Genomic DNA, 14561 nt, shown 5'->3' on the forward strand with positions numbered 1-14561 from the left:
TGGCGGGAACAACAGAAAAGGCCGGGCGCTATGCCCGGCCTTTTTGCATAAACTACAGCGGAATCAGACCAGAGCCATGCGCTCCGCCCGTTCCGGATCCGGAAATGGCCGGTAGAGCCCAAAGTCGGAATTTGCGATCAACGCAGAGACATTCGCGTAGAGTTTTTCAATCTCTTCGTCTTTTTCACCCAACACCCGAAAGGCCTGGTCCAGCTGGGTCATGTTCTCGAATTCGATCTCAAGCAGGAAATCACGGCAGGAATCGCTGGCAAGGTTCAGCTTGCGACGCAGCAGGCGCCAGCCGTTGATCACCTTGCGTTCTTGCAGGTAGGACATCCATTGATCGACGGCGCTGGAAAACGCTAGCGCTTTGGCTTCGTGATGAAGGTCGATGTAGCAGTGGTACATGTTCATCGGGTGGCTCCTCCCACGCAAATGTTTCCCATCAGTATGGCAGAAATTGTTTACCCATCGGTAAAAACGAAACGCCGCCCCGGACCGGGACGGCGTCTTTTGTTGCTTTGGTTTGGGGAGTGGGCGTCAGGCTTCGCCGCCCTCACCCTCAGCCTCATCATCGTCACCGCTGTCGGCAATCCAGGCGACCGAAACCACCTCTTCACCCTTGCCAGTGTTGAAGACACGGACGCCGCCGGCCGAGCGAGACCGGAAGGAAATTCCATCCACCGGCACCCGGATCGATTGCCCCTTAGAGGTCGCCAGCATGATCTGGTCTTCAACCTCGACCGGGAAGGACGCCACGAGTTCGCCGCCGCGCATCGCCTTGTCCATGGCGGTGACGCCCATACCGCCCCGGCCCCGAACCGGGTAATCGTGGCTGGAGCTCAACTTACCCTGACCGCCCTTGGTAATGGTGAGGATCAGGTTTTCGGCCGCTGACATTTCTGCATAAAGCTCGGTCGAGAAGTTGGGATCTGCCACGCTATCCTCATCCGAGGGTTCTGCATCGTCTGCGATCCCGGCCATGGCCCGGCGCATCTTAAGATACGCCGTCCGCTGTTCGGGCGTGTATTTCGAATGGCGGATCACCGACATCGAAACGACCTCGTCGCCTTCATTCAGCTTGATCCCGCGTACACCAACGGAATTGCGGCTGTTGAACACCCGGACCTCGGTCGAGGGGAAGCGGATCGCGCGGCCGGTGTTGGTGACCAGCATGATGTCGTCATCCTCGGAGCAGATCCGGGCATTGATCAGCTTGGTGTCCGCGTGATCGTCCTCGAACTTCATCGCGATCTTACCGTTGCGCATGACATTTGTGAAATCTGACAAACGGTTACGGCGCACAGTTCCAGCAGATGTCGCGAACATGATCTGCAGATCGTCCCATTCGTCCTCGGCCCGGTCGACCGGCATGATGGCCGCGATGGAGACGCCTGTCGGGATCGGGAGGATGTTGACGATCGCCTTACCTTTCGAGGTGCGTCCGCCCTGCGGCAAGCGCCAGGTCTTCAGCTTGTAGACCATGCCATCCGTGGTGAAGAACAACAGCTGTGTATGGGTATTCGCAACAAAGAGGGTGGTGACAACATCCTCTTCCTTGGTCTGCATCCCCGACAACCCCTTGCCGCCGCGTTTCTGAGCGCGGAAATCGACCAGCGGGGTGCGTTTGATGTAGCCGCCAGAGGTCACGGTGACCACCATGTCCTTGCGCTCGATCAGGTCCTCATCGTCCATATCACCGGACCAATCAACGATTTCGGTGCGGCGCGGCACGGCGAAATTCTCACGGACCTCGCGCAGCTCGTCAGCGATGATGCCCATGATCCGGTCACGGGAACCCAGAATCTCAAGGTATTCCTTGATCTTGGAGGCCAGTTCTTCCAACTCGTCGGTGACTTCCTTGACGCCGATCTGGGTCAGGCGCTGCAGGCGCAGTTCCAGAATGGCGCGGGCCTGGGTTTCCGACAGGTTGTAGGTGCCATCCTCGTTCGCGGTATGGGTCGGATCATCGATCAGCGCGATATATTCCAGGATCGGCTGCGCCGGCCAGCGGCGGGTCATCAGCTTTTCACGCGCTTCGGCCGCATCCGCGGATTGGCGGATCGTCGTGACGATCTCGTCGATATTGGTAACGGCAACCGCCAGACCACAAAGGATATGGCTGCGCTCGCGCGCCTTACGCAGCAGATAAGCGGTCCGGCGTGCGACCACATCTTCGCGGAAATCGATAAAGGAGGTCAGGAACCGGCGCAGGGTCAGCTGCTCGGGGCGGCCACCGTTGAGCGCCAGCATGTTGCAGCCGAAATGCGTCTGCATCGGCGTGAACCGATAAAGTTGGTTGAGCACCACCTCGGCAGTGGCGTCACGCTTTAGCTCGACCACCACGCGCACACCGTTGCGGTCGGATTCATCCTGAACGTGGGAAACGCCTTCGATCTTTTTGTCGCGCACCTGTTCGGCGATCTTTTCGATCATCGAGGCCTTGTTCACCTGATAGGGAATTTCGTCCACGATGATGGCGTAGCGATCCTTGCGGATCTCCTCGACCCGGGTCTTGGCGCGGATGATGACGCTTCCGCGTCCCTCAAGATAGGCCTTGCGCGCGCCGGAGCGGCCCAGCAACACGCCGCCAGTCGGGAAGTCGGGGCCGGGCACATATTCGATCAGCTGCTCGCTGGTCAGATCCGGCTCGTCGATCAGGGCCAGGGTCGCATCAACAACTTCGCCCAGATTGTGCGGCGGGATATTGGTGGCCATGCCGACCGCGATACCGCCAGCGCCGTTGACCAGCATGTTGGGGAAACGCGCGGGCAGAACCGTCGGTTCCTGGTCCTTGCCATCGTAGTTGTCCTGGAAATCGACGGTATCCTTGTCGATATCCGCCAGCATAAAGGCCGAAGGCTTGTCCATGCGCACTTCGGTGTAACGCATCGCGGCGGGGTTATCGCCGTCCATCGAGCCAAAGTTGCCCTGACCATCCAAAAGCGGCAGCGACATCGAGAAGTCCTGCGCCATGCGCACCAAGGCGTCATAGATCGCGCTGTCGCCGTGCGGGTGGTATTTACCCATCACGTCGCCGACCGGACGGGCCGATTTGCGATAGGATTTATCATGGGTATTGCCGGTCTCATGCATCGCATAAAGAATCCGGCGGTGAACGGGTTTCAGCCCGTCGCGCAGGTCGGGAATGGCCCGGCTGACGATGACCGACATGGCATAGTCCAGATAGGACGTGCGCATCTCGGATTCGATTGAGACCGTCGGCCCCTCGTATACCGGCCCTTGGGGCGGTGTTTCGTCCATGTTTTCAGGAGTATCCGGCGTATCGCTCACGTTTGCTGCCCGTTCTGTATTATGGGTCTCTATTGTGTCAGGACACCCTATCAGACACCCCATATGGGGCGCAAGCTGGCTGATGGGCAGACCGGCACGCCGCCCGACCGCGCGCGGAGCAGGCAGCGTGGTTTCGAAACTGTTAACCAATCCGTGGCTAGGATTTCACGGGGGGCTTCGTTGCAGGAGACCACATATGGAGATCAGCGAAACGGAACTGATGCTCAAGGGCTATGGGCTGACCACGGCCGAATTCATATATCACATGCCGGACCATCCTCATGTTCTGAATACATTTCTGTGGCAGGAGTACGATCTGGCGCCAGACCACGACCGGATGTTTCAGTTCATCGAATTCTGGCAGCGCGAGATCGAGGGACCGCTGCATTCGGTCCGCTTTACACACCGCAAGATGATTGGCGCCGGGGAATGGCGGCACGTGAAGGGCGAATTCAAGATCCACTAAACAGCAGGTGCCGGGCCATGAATGGAGGTCAGGCCGAACAGCTGGCCCCGCCCAATACGCAGAATTTGGCGCAGTGGGGATGGTTTAGCGCTACGGGCTTCTCTGCCTCGGCCAAGGTGGTGCCGAGCTCGAATTCCGGCGCATAGGGGAGCAGGGTGCAGGCCAGAACCGCCGGTTTTTCGGCACCCTTGCGTTTGACCACCATACGAGAAGAGGCGCACATCACATCCTCTGGCGCCTTGTTTAGGATGCCCCAGCAAGCGGTTGTAATTTCAGGTACTTCCACCGCCTCGTCCATCTCAGGGAACAGCACCGTCTGACCGGGGTTGGCGGAATCGATATCAAACCCCTGCGCGGCAAACAGATCGGCAAAACCTTGGCGCGCTTCCGCCTCGCTTTCGGCAAAGGCGATGCGGCCGGCAACCGCCATCTGGAACCCGTTGTCCCGCAGCCAGGCCATACCTTCCAGCGTTTTGGCATAGCTGCCTGCGCCGCGCTCGGTGTCGTGAATATCTGCGGAGTGGTGGTCCAGCGAGATGCGCAGCGTCATCTTGCCCGGGTGTTTTTCATTCAGCACCAGCAGATCCTGCCGCACGGTCTTGCGCATCATTGGCCGCATGGCGTTGGTGAGGATCAGCACTTCATACCCCCGCTCCAGCGCGGCGTCGGCCATGGCGCACATCTCGGGGTTCATGAAGGGCTCGCCACCGGTAAAGGCGATTTCACGTACCCGCCAGTTCCGCTCTTCAAGTTGATCCAGATAGTCCTCGACCTCGGCTGCGGTGAGGTAGACAAGGGCATCATTGCGGGGCGAGCTGAGGATATAGCAGTTCGCGCATTCAATATTGCAAAGGGTTCCGGTGTTGAACCACAGGGTTTCCGGGTTCGACAAGGCCACGGACGCCCGGGTGCTGCCGTCGGCTGTCACCAGGCTGTCTTGAAATTTACCTAGGTTTGCGTTGGGGTTAGGCAGATCTTTCACGGGGATGTCCTCATGGGCCGTTCCTTTCCGACAAGGCTACCCTATACTGCCCCCAAAGTGAAAGCCGCCGGAGGCCGCCTGACAGGGATGTGAAGTTGTTTCGCCTCTGCCTTGGGCATCCGGTCACAGCGAAATGGAATGAACAATGGCTCCACGCGTGATACCGGTCGATCCCTTCGATCTGGTGATCTTTGGCGGTACAGGTGATCTGGCGCAGCGCAAAATCCTGCCGGCGCTTTACCGGCGGTTTTGTGGTGGCCATTTTCCTGAGGAAGTCCGCATCATCGGCGCCGCCCGGGCCGATATCAGCACCGAAGACTACCGGCAGATGGTGGCGGAGGGGATTAAGGCAACGCTGAACGAACACGGGCCGGGTGTTGCGGGAATCCCGGAGTTTCTGCGCCGTGTCACTTATGTGTCGCTGGATGCCCGCGAGGATCGCGGTTGGGAGCCGCTGGCCGCGCAACTGGCCGAAGTTGAGCCACGGCCGATCCGAGTCTTCTACTTCTCGGTGGGGCCGGGCCTGTTCGGACCGCTGGCCGAACGTCTGCACCGGCACGGATTGTCGGATGAAGACAGCCGGATCGTGGTAGAAAAACCCTTTGGTCACGATCTGCAGTCTGCCAAGGCGCTGAACGCGACACTGGCCGCGCATTTCACCGAGAACCAGATCTACCGGATCGATCATTATCTGGGCAAGGAAACGGTGCAGAACCTGATGGCGATCCGGTTCGGCAATATGCTGTTCGAACCCCTGTGGAACAGTCAATACGTCGATCATATCCAGATCACCGTGGCGGAAACCGTCGGGGTCGCCGGGCGCGAGGAGTATTACGACCGCGCCGGCGCAATGCGCGACATGATGCAGAACCACCTGATGCAGCTTTTGTGCCTGATCGCGATGGAGCCGCCGGCAAAATTTGACCCCGACGCGGTGCGCGATGAAAAGGTAAAGGTGATCCGGGCGCTGGATCCGGTGGAGCCTTACCACATCGTCCGGGGGCAGTATAACGCGGCTGCCGGGGGTGAAGGACCTGACCTAACCTACCGGGAAACCGTCGGAAATCCGCGTTCCAGCACCGAAAGCTATATCGCGCTCAAGACCCATATCAGCAATTGGCGATGGGCGGGTACGCCGTTTTACCTGCGGACGGGAAAACGGCTTGTGGCGCGGTCTTCGGTGATCAACGTGCTGTTCAAGGATGCGCCGCATTCGATCTTTGGCGAAGAAGCCGGCCGTCACGCCAACCATCTGAAGATCCGCCTGCAACCCAACGAAGGCATCACACTGAGCGTGACCATCAAGGAGCCGGGTCCGGGCGGCATGCGGCTGGTTGACGTTCCGCTGGATATGAGCTTTGCAACGGCCCTCGGGGCGGATGGTAAAAATCCCCCGGACGCTTACGAGCGTCTGATCACCGATATGATCCGGGGTAACCAGACGTTGTTCATGCGCGGGGACGAGGTGACCGCCGCCTGGGCCTGGACCGACCCGATAATCGCGGGCTGGCAGGCGCGCGGGGATGTACCAAAACCCTATGATATGGGCAGCACCGGGCCCGGCGATGCGGACTTGCTGATGCGCCGTGATGGACGTGAATGGAGAGGAATAAATCCATGAAATTCAATGAATATCCAGATCAGGAAATGCTGGCGATAGAGGTTGCGCAGCGCATTGCCGGGGATCTGGAAACACATCTGCTACATCACGACACCGCCTCGCTTGCGGTGGCAGGCGGCAGCACGCCCGGGCCTATCTTTGATGATCTCTGCGCAGCGTCAATCGATTGGGAGCGGGTCCGGGTGATGGCGACGGATGAACGCTGGGTGCCCTCCGACAGTCACCGCTCCAATGCGCGAATGATCCGCGAGCGGCTGATGACAGGCCCCGCTGCCGCCGCGCGTTTTCTGCCGTTCTACGTTCCCGACCGCGCCCCCGAAGATGTTCTGGCCGAGGTCGAATCCCTAGTTTCCCCGGAATTGCCGATTTCAGTGGCGCTTCTGGGGATGGGCGAAGACATGCACACGGCATCCTTGTTTCCGGGGGTGAAGGGGCTTGAGGCGGCGCTTGCCGGCTCGGCGCCGACTTTGGCAGTGATGCGCCCGGACAGCCAGCCGGAAGGCCGCATCAGTCTGACAGCGCCGGTGTTAAACGGAGCGATGGCGAAGCATCTGGTGATCTTTGGTGAGGCCAAACGCAAGGCGCTGGATCGGGCGATATCGCTGCCGCCCGAAGAAGCCCCGGTTCAGGCCATTTTGTCAGGCACTCAAGTGCATTGGGCACCTTAAGCCTCAGCCTTATTGGCTGAGGTCGGTGGCGCCATCGAGATCCAGGAATTGCTGTTTCAAACTGTCCGGAATCGGCTGTCCTGCGCTGCCATCGGCGGTACGCAGAACCATCACGGCTTCCAGCCGGGTGCGCAGGTCGCCAGACCAGATCTGCTGCTCCATCACATATGACGTGTTGCGGAAGGACAGCACCCGGGCGGTGGAGATGTAGCTTTCGCCAAGCAGCATTTCCTTGAGGTAGTGCACATTGGAGTTACGCATCACCGTGCGCGGGATCGGCCCGCCGGAGAAATGCCTGGCGCAATGTGTATCGAAATAGGTGACGCGGGTGGATTCGAACCAGCCCAGGTAGGCCTTGTTGTTCACGTGGTTCAAAAGGTCGAGTTCGGAAAAGCGAACCTTATCGGCAATGGCAACGGGGCAGGGGTGGTCGATCCCCTGAGCCAACTGAGTCTCTGCATCGAGCGGGGTAAGGTAAAGGAGTGTCATCCCGTTGGACTAAGGCGCGGTATTTGAAGTTTCAACAAAAACCCTCCGGCACATCGTCTTGACCGCGACATCCGCGAAAACATCAGTCCAAGCGTCGCGAGGCTGTTGCATTCAAAATAGGAAGGGAGATTTGGAGCGGGTGAAGGGAATCGAACCCTCGTCACTTGCTTGGGAAGCAAATGCTCTACCATTGAGCTACACCCGCAGTGGGATTTGGGTAGCACCGCGCCGTGAGCGCTTCAAGTTGATTTCGCTGTGGATGGCGGATTTTGCAAATCCAGCGCCGAGCGGGACCGCAGTACTCCCGGCACAGGGCTGGCGGTCCGCAAACAAAAGAAACCAGACGACATTTTGCCATTGCAGCGTCATGGAACGGCAGGTATACGGCTCCACATCAGGCACCTGTAGCTCAGCTGGATAGAGCGCTGCCCTCCGAAGGCAGAGGCCATAGGTTCGAATCCTATCAGGTGCGCCACTTCTCCCCGAACTAATCTCCCGAACCAGTGTCCGGACCAATTCGGATTTGGGCTGTATTGTGAATTCGACGCCAATTCCAGCTGCAGCAGAAGCAAAAATCCGGCGCACCCATCGGGGCACACCGGACATTAGTGGTTCGTTTTGGTGTAATGCAGAACGCCTGGATGACGACCTGCGGACCGGGGTTCTATAGAACGCCTGGTCGGGTTTCCGTATCAGCCGCGCCAGTCACGGACGACGCCGCAGTCCATGTGAACAAAGTTGGAGCGATAATAGGTGCCAACACCGCCGGCAAGGCAAGCCTTGGCCGCTTTCGCCATCTGCGTAACAGAGCGAGACGCAAGGCGCAGGTCTGCGGCCTGTCCGCGCATGTGAAGAGAGTTCTTGGCGACGCCACGCGAACGGCTGCGCAGCATGGCGTTGGTCTTAGGGCTGCGATATCCCGAAAGCATCATATACGGTTCGTTTACTTCCAGCAGGTTATGAGAGGCGGCCATGATATCGATTGTGCGCAGGTCGATCTCTTTTACGTCGTCGGTGCGCCAGTCGCGCATGAAGTGATTGATCTCGCGCACTGCGTCTTTGATGTACTTGCCTTCGATCCAGTAGACCATGTCCAGCCGTTCACCGGTACGGCCCGAGTACATACGGATGCGGCGGATATCGCCGCCACCACGCAAAAAGCCTGCTGCATTGGAAAATGTTGGGGCTGCGGTTACTGCTGTTGCCGCAAATGCACCCAAAAGGGCCCGACGGGTGAGCCCCGAGTTCGATGTTTCTGCCATGTTTACCGCACCATCCCGAACGATTTGTGTGTCCTGCCGATGCCCGATGTTACGGGCCTGCCGTATTTCCCGGCACGTGACTTCTATGACACAGGGGGAATCACGATCCAAGTTTCGATTGGTCTTATCCCTGTTTTCTTCGGATTTTCGGCAATTTTTTGCGCAAAAGGGGACGTTCCGTTAAGATTTCCCCATCAAAAAGCACCAAAATCACTGGTCACAAGTTCGAGAACCGCCGAAAATAGGCTCTCAACTATTGGTTTACGATGTGTAAATGGGGGCTGCGTCTTGCTTCTTTTTACTAAAGATTCATGTAGTAGAGGGAAGATTTAATGGCATCGTCATCAGGGGGTCGCGCGTCAATGAAAACAGCACTTTATAGCAGAGTTCTGCCGCAGGTTCGGTCCGGCGTTTTCGCTCTGGCTCTATTCGGTGCCACAGTCGCCTTTGCGCCTAGTGGTGCCTCGGCGCAGGTCACGGCCTTCAAGCAATCGGTTGCTGAGTTCGCAGCGAACGAAGACGCCGTTGCCAAATTCTACCGCGAATCCGCTTACACCCCGATTTGGACCGCGCCGGGCGAAGAATCGATGCAGCGCCGGGCCGCGCTGCTGCGTGCGCTGGAAGAGGCCTCGGCCCACGGGTTGCCGGACCAGTCTGCCCTGGCGGCGTCGCTGATGGAGCAGATGCGCAATGCACGGTCGGCCCGCGATTTGGGGCAGATCGAAGCGGCGCTGAGCACGGCTTACGTGAATTATGCCACTGACCTGCAGACCGGCCTTCTTGATCCCGGCTCGATCGACGACGGGATCGTTCGCAAGAAACATACCACCGATCCGGTGACCTATCTGGAAGGCATCCGGGACAACCAGCCGATGGCCTATATGCGCTCGCTGGTGCCCGCCTCGCCGCAATACCGCGCCTTGCTGCGGGAGAAATTCCGTCTTGAGCAGCTGGTCGCCAAAGGCGGCTGGGGCACCACGGTTCCGAAGGGCAAGCTTGAGCCGGGTGACACCGGACCTGCTGTGATCGCGCTGCGCGACCGGCTGGTAGCAATGGGATATCTGCCCCGCAGCGCCACCGCCGCGTTTGACATGGATGTGGAACAGGCGGTGCAGAAGTTCCAGTCGGACCACGGGCTGGAGGTCGACGGCGTTGCCGGGGACGGCACCATTGCCGAGCTCAACAAACCGGTTACCGAACGGCTGAAATCCGTGGTGGTGGCGATGGAGCGGGAGCGCTGGCTGTCACCCGAACGCGGTGAGCGTCATATCCTGGTGAACCAGACCGATTTCACGGCCAAGATTGTCGACCGTGGCGACGTGACCTTTGAAACCCGGTCCGTGATCGGCAAGAACCAGCACGACCGCAGGTCGCCGGAATTCTCGGATGTCATGGAACACATGATCATCAACCCGAGCTGGCACGTGCCGCGCTCGATCATTACCAAGGAATACCTGCCGAAACTGCGCAACAACCCGAATGCAGTCCGTCACATTCTGATTACCGACCGTCAGGGCCGTGTCGTCGACCGCAACTCAGCGGACTTCTCTCAGTACACCAGAAGCAACTTTCCATACTCGATGCGCCAGCCGCCGAGCCGGAGCAATGCGCTGGGGCTGGTGAAGTTCATGTTCCCGAACAAATACAACATCTACCTGCACGACACGCCGCAAAAGAGCCTGTTCAGCCGCGAAGTCCGGGCCTTCTCCCACGGTTGTATCCGCCTGGCGCAGCCCTTTGAGTTTGCTTATGCGCTGCTGGCGCGGCAGACCGAAGATCCCAAGGCATTCTTTCAGCGGATCCTAAGCTCCGGAAAAGAAACCAAAGTGGAGCTGGAACAGAAGGTGCCTGTTCACATTATCTACCGGACGGCTTATGTCTCGGGCAAAGGACGGGCCGAGTTCCGGCGGGATGTCTATGGACGCGACGCCAAGGTATGGGACGCCTTGCAGCGGGCAGGGGTCGCCTTGCCGGGCGTGCAGGGCTGATCTCTGGGGCCCGTCTTCAACAGACGTGAGGAAGGGCCCCATATGTATACTGTCCGTCAGATTGCTGATGCATTAGGTGCTGCCTGCGAAGGCGATGTTTCTATCGAGGTGGCGCGTACGGCCGAACCGCAAGACGCAGGTCCCGGCGATCTGGCGCTTGCAACCTCTCCGAAATATGCCGAGGCGCTGGCCGAGGGCGCAGCCCAGGTTGCCATGCTCTGGGAAGGCGCCGACTGGCAGTCAATGGGGCTGAAGGCGGCTATTTTCGCAGCCCGGCCGCGTATGGCCATGGCCGGTCTCACCAGTATGATGGATCCGGGCCAGGGCTTTGGCTCCGGCATTCACCCCTCAGCCGTCATTGATCCCAGCGCGGAGATTGGGGACGGGGTCAGCATTGGTCCGCTCTGTGTGATCGGGGCCGGGGCAAAGATCGGCGACAATTCCATCATCGGTCCGCAATGCCACATCGGCGCCGAAGTCACGATGGGCGCCGAGGCGCAGCTGCGTGAAATGGTTTCAATCGGCGCCCGCGTCACCGTTGGTGCGCGGTTCCGCGCCCAGCCCGGCGCGCGCATCGGTGGCGATGGGTTTTCCTATGTAACGCCCGAAATTTCCGGCGCGGAGACCGTGCGCAAGACGCTGGGCGATCAGGGCGATGCAAAACCGCAAAGCTGGCTGCGCATTCATTCCCTTGGTTCGGTCACCATCGGCGACGATGTAGAAGTGGGCGCCAATTGCACCGTCGACAACGGCACCATCCGCGACACGGTGATTGGCGATGGCACCAAGCTCGATAACCTTGTGCATGTTGGCCACAACACCCGCGTTGGGCGCGATTGCCTTCTGTGCGGGCAGACCGGAACCTCTGGCTCGGTCGATATCGGCAACAACGTGGTTCTTGGCGGGCAATGCGGCGTGGTCGATAATATCTTTATCGGCGACGGAGTGATTGCCGGCGGCGGGACAAAGATCCTTTCGAACGTGCCCGCAGGCCGTGTGATGATGGGCTATCCCGCTGTCAAAATGGAGACACATACCGAAGTCTATAAGGCACAACGCAGGCTGCCCCGACTGATGCGCGATATCGAAGCGCTGAAAAAGGCAGTTTTAAAATAACGGCACAGAGATTACATCTGCGCCAGCCTTAAGGATCAAGGACCCGGTATGAGCATCAAGGACAAGGTAATCGAAATTATCGCGGAACAAGCGGTGCTGGAGCCATCGGATGTGACACTCGACAGCACGCTTGAGGATCTGGGCATCGATAGTCTCGGCCTCGTTGAAAGCATCTTTGCTATCGAGGAAGAGTTCGACATCACCATTCCGTTCAATGCCAATGAACCGGAAAAAAGCGATTTCGACATCACCAATGTCGCGGCGATCATCACGGGCATCGAAAAGCTGACCGCTGCTAAGCAGTGATGCCCCCTCTGGGATCAAGGATGATCTGAATGAGACGCGTAGTAATCACCGGCGCCGGCACCATCAACGCTCTTGGCCATTCGGTGCCAGCCACCATGGAGGCGATGCGCGAGGGGCGTTGTGGCATCGGCGCGCTGGAATTTCGCGATGTGGAGCGTCTGTCGATTCAGATCGGTGGCCAGGTCCGGGGCTTTGAGGCCGAGGGTCGTTTTAACCGGCAACAGATGAGCCTCTATGACCGGTTCACCCAGTTCACTCTGACCGCCGCCAAAGAGGCGATTGCGCAGTCCGGAATCGAATTCCACGGCGATCTGTCAGCGAAATCCGGAGTGGTTCTGGGCACCGCCGGCGGCGGCGTATCAACCTGGGATGACAATTACCGCTCGGTCTATGAGGACGGCAAAAACCGCGTCCACCCCTTCGTTGTGCCGAAGCTGATGAACAACGCAGCCGCCAGCCATGTGTCAATGGAATTCAACCTCAAAGGGCCGAGTTTCACCGTTTCCACCGCCTGCGCCTCCTCCAATCATGCGATGGCCCAGGCGTTTCAGATGGTGCGCAGCGGCATGGCGCCTGCGATGGTCACAGGCGGATCGGAATCGATGCTGTGCTTTGGTGGGGTCAAGGCCTGGGAAGGGTTGCGGGTCATGTCCCGCGATGCCTGCCGCCCGTTCAGCGCCAACCGCAACGGCATGGTGCAGGGCGAAGGCGCCGGCGTGTTTGTCTTTGAAGACTACGAACACGCCCGCGCCCGCGGTGCGGAGATCCTCTGCGAGGTGGTGGGCTACGCCATGTCCTCGGACGCGGCGGATATCGTCATGCCGAGCAAACAGGGCGCGGCCCGCGCAATCGCTGGCGCCCTGCAGGATGCCGGAGTGGCGCCTGAAAGCGTTGGCTATATCAATGCCCATGGGACCGGCACTGCAGCGAATGACAAAACCGAATGTGCCGCGGTGGCGGATGTCTTTGGTCCGCATGCGGACCGGCTGATGATCTCTTCGACGAAATCCATGCATGGTCACCTGATCGGCGGCACCGGGGCGGTGGAACTTCTGGCCTGTATCATGGCCGTGCGCGATGGGGTGATTGCCCCCACCATCGGCTATGAGGAACCAGACCCGGAATGCGCTCTGGATGTGGTGCCCAATGAGGCGCGAGAGGCAAAGGTGGATGTGGCGCTGAGCAACGCCTTTGCCTTTGGTGGATTGAACGCGGTTCTGGCGCTGAAAAAGATCTGAACGGAGCGCTGCCCGGGCTTGCCGAAAAAAAGAAAAGCCACCGTCAGCAGTCGCTGCGGTGGCTTTTATCGTTGTCTGATCACGCCCGCCGGGTGGCGGGAGCGTGAGTTCTCATCTTATTGGGAGACCACGTCGACGACATTGTAGCCAGCGGTGAACCCTTTCAGCGACATTTTCAGTTCGATCAGCTGATCCGGCGCCGGGGCAGGGCGCAGGGACAGGGTGGCTTCGGTGCCCTTCTTGAATGCATCGATGTCGCCTTGGGTAAAGCCGACCTGCGCCACGCAGCCCAGTGGGTTGCAGAAGGAATAGTTGTAGCGCTTGCTCGGGGCGCCATCGACCGAAATGGTCAGGGCCGCAGGCAGCAGCGTTTCCAGCGGTACGATTACGGTTGCCCCAGCAACAGCCTGTCCGCCTGTCTGATCGATGCGGAACAGCGAAACCTCGGCCATCGGGTTGCCATCGGGCGCAGTCAGGATCTGTAGCAGTGAACAGGGGTCGGTTTCTGTTTCGGTCTTGATGCAAGCCAGATCCCAGTCGCCGTGGGTTTCTTTTGCATAGCGATCCCCAATCGCCGGAGTGCCGTCATCGACGGGCTGCCCCAGGTCCAGCATTTGATCCGCAGAGGGTGCAGCCGCCTCGGCGCCGGAGTTCTGCGTTTCCTGCGCATGCAAAGGCGCAGTTGTTGCGATCATCGCAGCCAGGGCGATCGGTGTCAGGGACTTGATCATGAGTGCCTCTTTTATGTCAGGACGTCCGATACGGGATCTAGCACGATGCACATGTGGTGTCAGGTCATTATCGGCCTATCGGCGGGGAAATGCACGGCAGGATGATCAGAGCGAAGATTTTGGAAACAAAGAAAAAAGGGAACCTAACGGGTTCCCTTTTGTTTTTTTCTCCCCGTCGGACTGGCCGACTTAGTTATTGGTAGGGACGTTACGAAAGCCCCGGCCTGTGGTCAACATGGAATGACAAAAAAATTACAGCAAGGTACCCCAGAAAGGGGTTTGACCGATTTACGAACTTTTAACCATGATTTTGAGGGTATCCATCACCTGTCGGTGCACAAAAAAAGGCCGTGCTCGGTGGCACGGCCAGTCTGACAGGGAGGAAATGACCGCCCTCACA

13 protein-coding genes and 2 tRNA genes are annotated in these 14561 nt (G+C 59.1%); 8 read left to right on the top strand and 7 right to left on the bottom strand.

What is annotated here, in order from left to right:
• Window positions 1-63: 63 nt before the first annotated feature.
• Together AAFO90_RS03490 and gyrA are read right to left on the bottom strand one after the other, a co-directional pair.
• Entirely contained in the window at window positions 64-414 is a 351-nt protein-coding gene (locus AAFO90_RS03490; RefSeq protein WP_065270254.1) for a DUF6614 family protein, read from the bottom strand.
• A 126-nt stretch (window positions 415-540) separates the two neighbouring features.
• Window positions 541-3264, bottom strand: coding sequence for a DNA gyrase subunit A (gene gyrA, locus AAFO90_RS03495; protein WP_347508544.1), 2724 nt, complete (start codon window positions 3262-3264; stop codon window positions 541-543).
• Window positions 3265-3490: 226 nt separating this feature from the next.
• On the opposite strand from gyrA, the gene AAFO90_RS03500 reads away from it, so the two are divergent.
• Window positions 3491-3760, top strand: coding sequence for an usg protein (locus AAFO90_RS03500; protein WP_065270255.1), 270 nt, complete (start codon window positions 3491-3493; stop codon window positions 3758-3760).
• Between the two features lie 28 nt (window positions 3761-3788).
• Here AAFO90_RS03500 and AAFO90_RS03505 read toward each other — a convergent pair whose 3' ends face one another.
• The gene (locus AAFO90_RS03505) at window positions 3789-4742 is read right to left on the bottom strand and encodes a radical SAM protein (protein ID WP_347508522.1); all 954 of its coding nucleotides are present in this window, start codon (window positions 4740-4742) and stop codon (window positions 3789-3791) included.
• 145 nt (window positions 4743-4887) lie between these two features.
• Here AAFO90_RS03505 and zwf point away from each other — a divergent pair, with 145 nt between their 5' ends.
• Both zwf and pgl read left to right on the top strand, forming a co-directional pair.
• A complete protein-coding gene (gene zwf / locus AAFO90_RS03510; protein ID WP_347508523.1) occupies window positions 4888-6363 on the top strand; it encodes a glucose-6-phosphate dehydrogenase in 1476 nt (491 codons plus the stop codon).
• Window positions 6360-7031 (top strand): 6-phosphogluconolactonase, encoded by a 672-nt coding sequence (gene pgl, locus AAFO90_RS03515; protein WP_347508524.1) that lies wholly within the window; start codon window positions 6360-6362, stop codon window positions 7029-7031. The genes zwf and pgl overlap by 4 nt, the downstream gene beginning before the upstream one ends.
• A 9-nt stretch (window positions 7032-7040) precedes the next feature.
• Here pgl and AAFO90_RS03520 read toward each other — a convergent pair whose 3' ends face one another.
• Both AAFO90_RS03520 and AAFO90_RS03525 read right to left on the bottom strand, forming a co-directional pair.
• Entirely contained in the window at window positions 7041-7520 is a 480-nt protein-coding gene (locus tag AAFO90_RS03520; protein ID WP_274837053.1) for an acyl-CoA thioesterase, read from the bottom strand.
• Window positions 7521-7651: 131 nt separating this feature from the next.
• Window positions 7652-7725, bottom strand: a tRNA-Gly gene (locus AAFO90_RS03525).
• A 193-nt stretch (window positions 7726-7918) separates the two neighbouring features.
• Between AAFO90_RS03525 and AAFO90_RS03530 the strand changes: the two genes are divergently transcribed.
• Window positions 7919-7995: transfer RNA gene (locus tag AAFO90_RS03530), tRNA-Arg, on the top strand.
• Between the two features lie 217 nt (window positions 7996-8212).
• Here AAFO90_RS03530 and AAFO90_RS03535 read toward each other — a convergent pair.
• Window positions 8213-8782, bottom strand: a complete 570-nt coding sequence (locus AAFO90_RS03535) for a DUF882 domain-containing protein (RefSeq protein ID WP_347508525.1) — start codon at window positions 8780-8782, stop codon at window positions 8213-8215.
• 362 nt (window positions 8783-9144) lie between these two features.
• On the opposite strand from AAFO90_RS03535, the gene AAFO90_RS03540 reads away from it, so the two are divergent.
• From AAFO90_RS03540 to AAFO90_RS03555, 4 genes are read left to right on the top strand one after another with little or no spacing between them, the layout of a single operon-like run.
• Window positions 9145-10770 (top strand): L,D-transpeptidase family protein, encoded by a 1626-nt coding sequence (locus AAFO90_RS03540; RefSeq protein WP_347508526.1) that lies wholly within the window; start codon window positions 9145-9147, stop codon window positions 10768-10770.
• 42 nt (window positions 10771-10812) lie between these two features.
• Window positions 10813-11886: a UDP-3-O-(3-hydroxymyristoyl)glucosamine N-acyltransferase gene (gene lpxD, locus AAFO90_RS03545; protein WP_347508527.1), complete on the top strand. Its 1074-nt coding sequence runs from the start codon at window positions 10813-10815 to the stop codon at window positions 11884-11886.
• Window positions 11887-11934: 48 nt separating this feature from the next.
• Window positions 11935-12192, top strand: a complete 258-nt coding sequence (locus AAFO90_RS03550; protein ID WP_274837055.1) for an acyl carrier protein — start codon at window positions 11935-11937, stop codon at window positions 12190-12192.
• Between the two features lie 29 nt (window positions 12193-12221).
• Window positions 12222-13430 carry a beta-ketoacyl-[acyl-carrier-protein] synthase family protein gene (locus tag AAFO90_RS03555; protein WP_347508528.1) on the top strand — a complete coding sequence of 403 codons (1209 nt, stop codon included), beginning with the start codon at window positions 12222-12224 and terminating at the stop codon, window positions 13428-13430.
• A 116-nt stretch (window positions 13431-13546) separates the two neighbouring features.
• Here AAFO90_RS03555 and AAFO90_RS03560 read toward each other — a convergent pair whose 3' ends face one another.
• Window positions 13547-14161 carry an invasion associated locus B family protein gene (locus AAFO90_RS03560; protein WP_347508529.1) on the bottom strand — a complete coding sequence of 205 codons (615 nt, stop codon included), beginning with the start codon at window positions 14159-14161 and terminating at the stop codon, window positions 13547-13549.
• Window positions 14162-14561: the final 400 nt, after the last annotated feature.

This window comes from Phaeobacter sp. CAU 1743, from assembly GCF_039839315.1.
Lineage (GTDB): Bacteria > Pseudomonadota > Alphaproteobacteria > Rhodobacterales > Rhodobacteraceae > Phycobacter > Phycobacter gallaeciensis_A.

Bases quoted from the DNA above. Each gene is read 5' to 3' on its own strand.
- zwf (WP_347508523.1), top strand. From the start codon at position 4,888: ATGGCTCCACGCGTGATACCGGTCGATCCCTTCGATCTGGTGATCTTT.
- AAFO90_RS03560 (WP_347508529.1), bottom strand. From the start codon at position 14,161: ATGATCAAGTCCCTGACACCGATCGCCCTGGCTGCGATGATCGCAACA.
- AAFO90_RS03490 (WP_065270254.1), bottom strand. From the start codon at position 414: ATGAACATGTACCACTGCTACATCGACCTTCATCACGAAGCCAAAGCG.
- gyrA (WP_347508544.1), bottom strand. From the start codon at position 3,264: ATGGACGAAACACCGCCCCAAGGGCCGGTATACGAGGGGCCGACGGTC.
- AAFO90_RS03500 (WP_065270255.1), top strand. From the start codon at position 3,491: ATGGAGATCAGCGAAACGGAACTGATGCTCAAGGGCTATGGGCTGACC.
- AAFO90_RS03535 (WP_347508525.1), bottom strand. From the start codon at position 8,782: ATGGCAGAAACATCGAACTCGGGGCTCACCCGTCGGGCCCTTTTGGGT.
- AAFO90_RS03540 (WP_347508526.1), top strand. From the start codon at position 9,145: ATGAAAACAGCACTTTATAGCAGAGTTCTGCCGCAGGTTCGGTCCGGC.
- AAFO90_RS03520 (WP_274837053.1), bottom strand. From the start codon at position 7,520: ATGACACTCCTTTACCTTACCCCGCTCGATGCAGAGACTCAGTTGGCT.
- pgl (WP_347508524.1), top strand. From the start codon at position 6,360: ATGAAATTCAATGAATATCCAGATCAGGAAATGCTGGCGATAGAGGTT.
- AAFO90_RS03550 (WP_274837055.1), top strand. From the start codon at position 11,935: ATGAGCATCAAGGACAAGGTAATCGAAATTATCGCGGAACAAGCGGTG.
- lpxD (WP_347508527.1), top strand. From the start codon at position 10,813: ATGTATACTGTCCGTCAGATTGCTGATGCATTAGGTGCTGCCTGCGAA.
- AAFO90_RS03555 (WP_347508528.1), top strand. From the start codon at position 12,222: ATGAGACGCGTAGTAATCACCGGCGCCGGCACCATCAACGCTCTTGGC.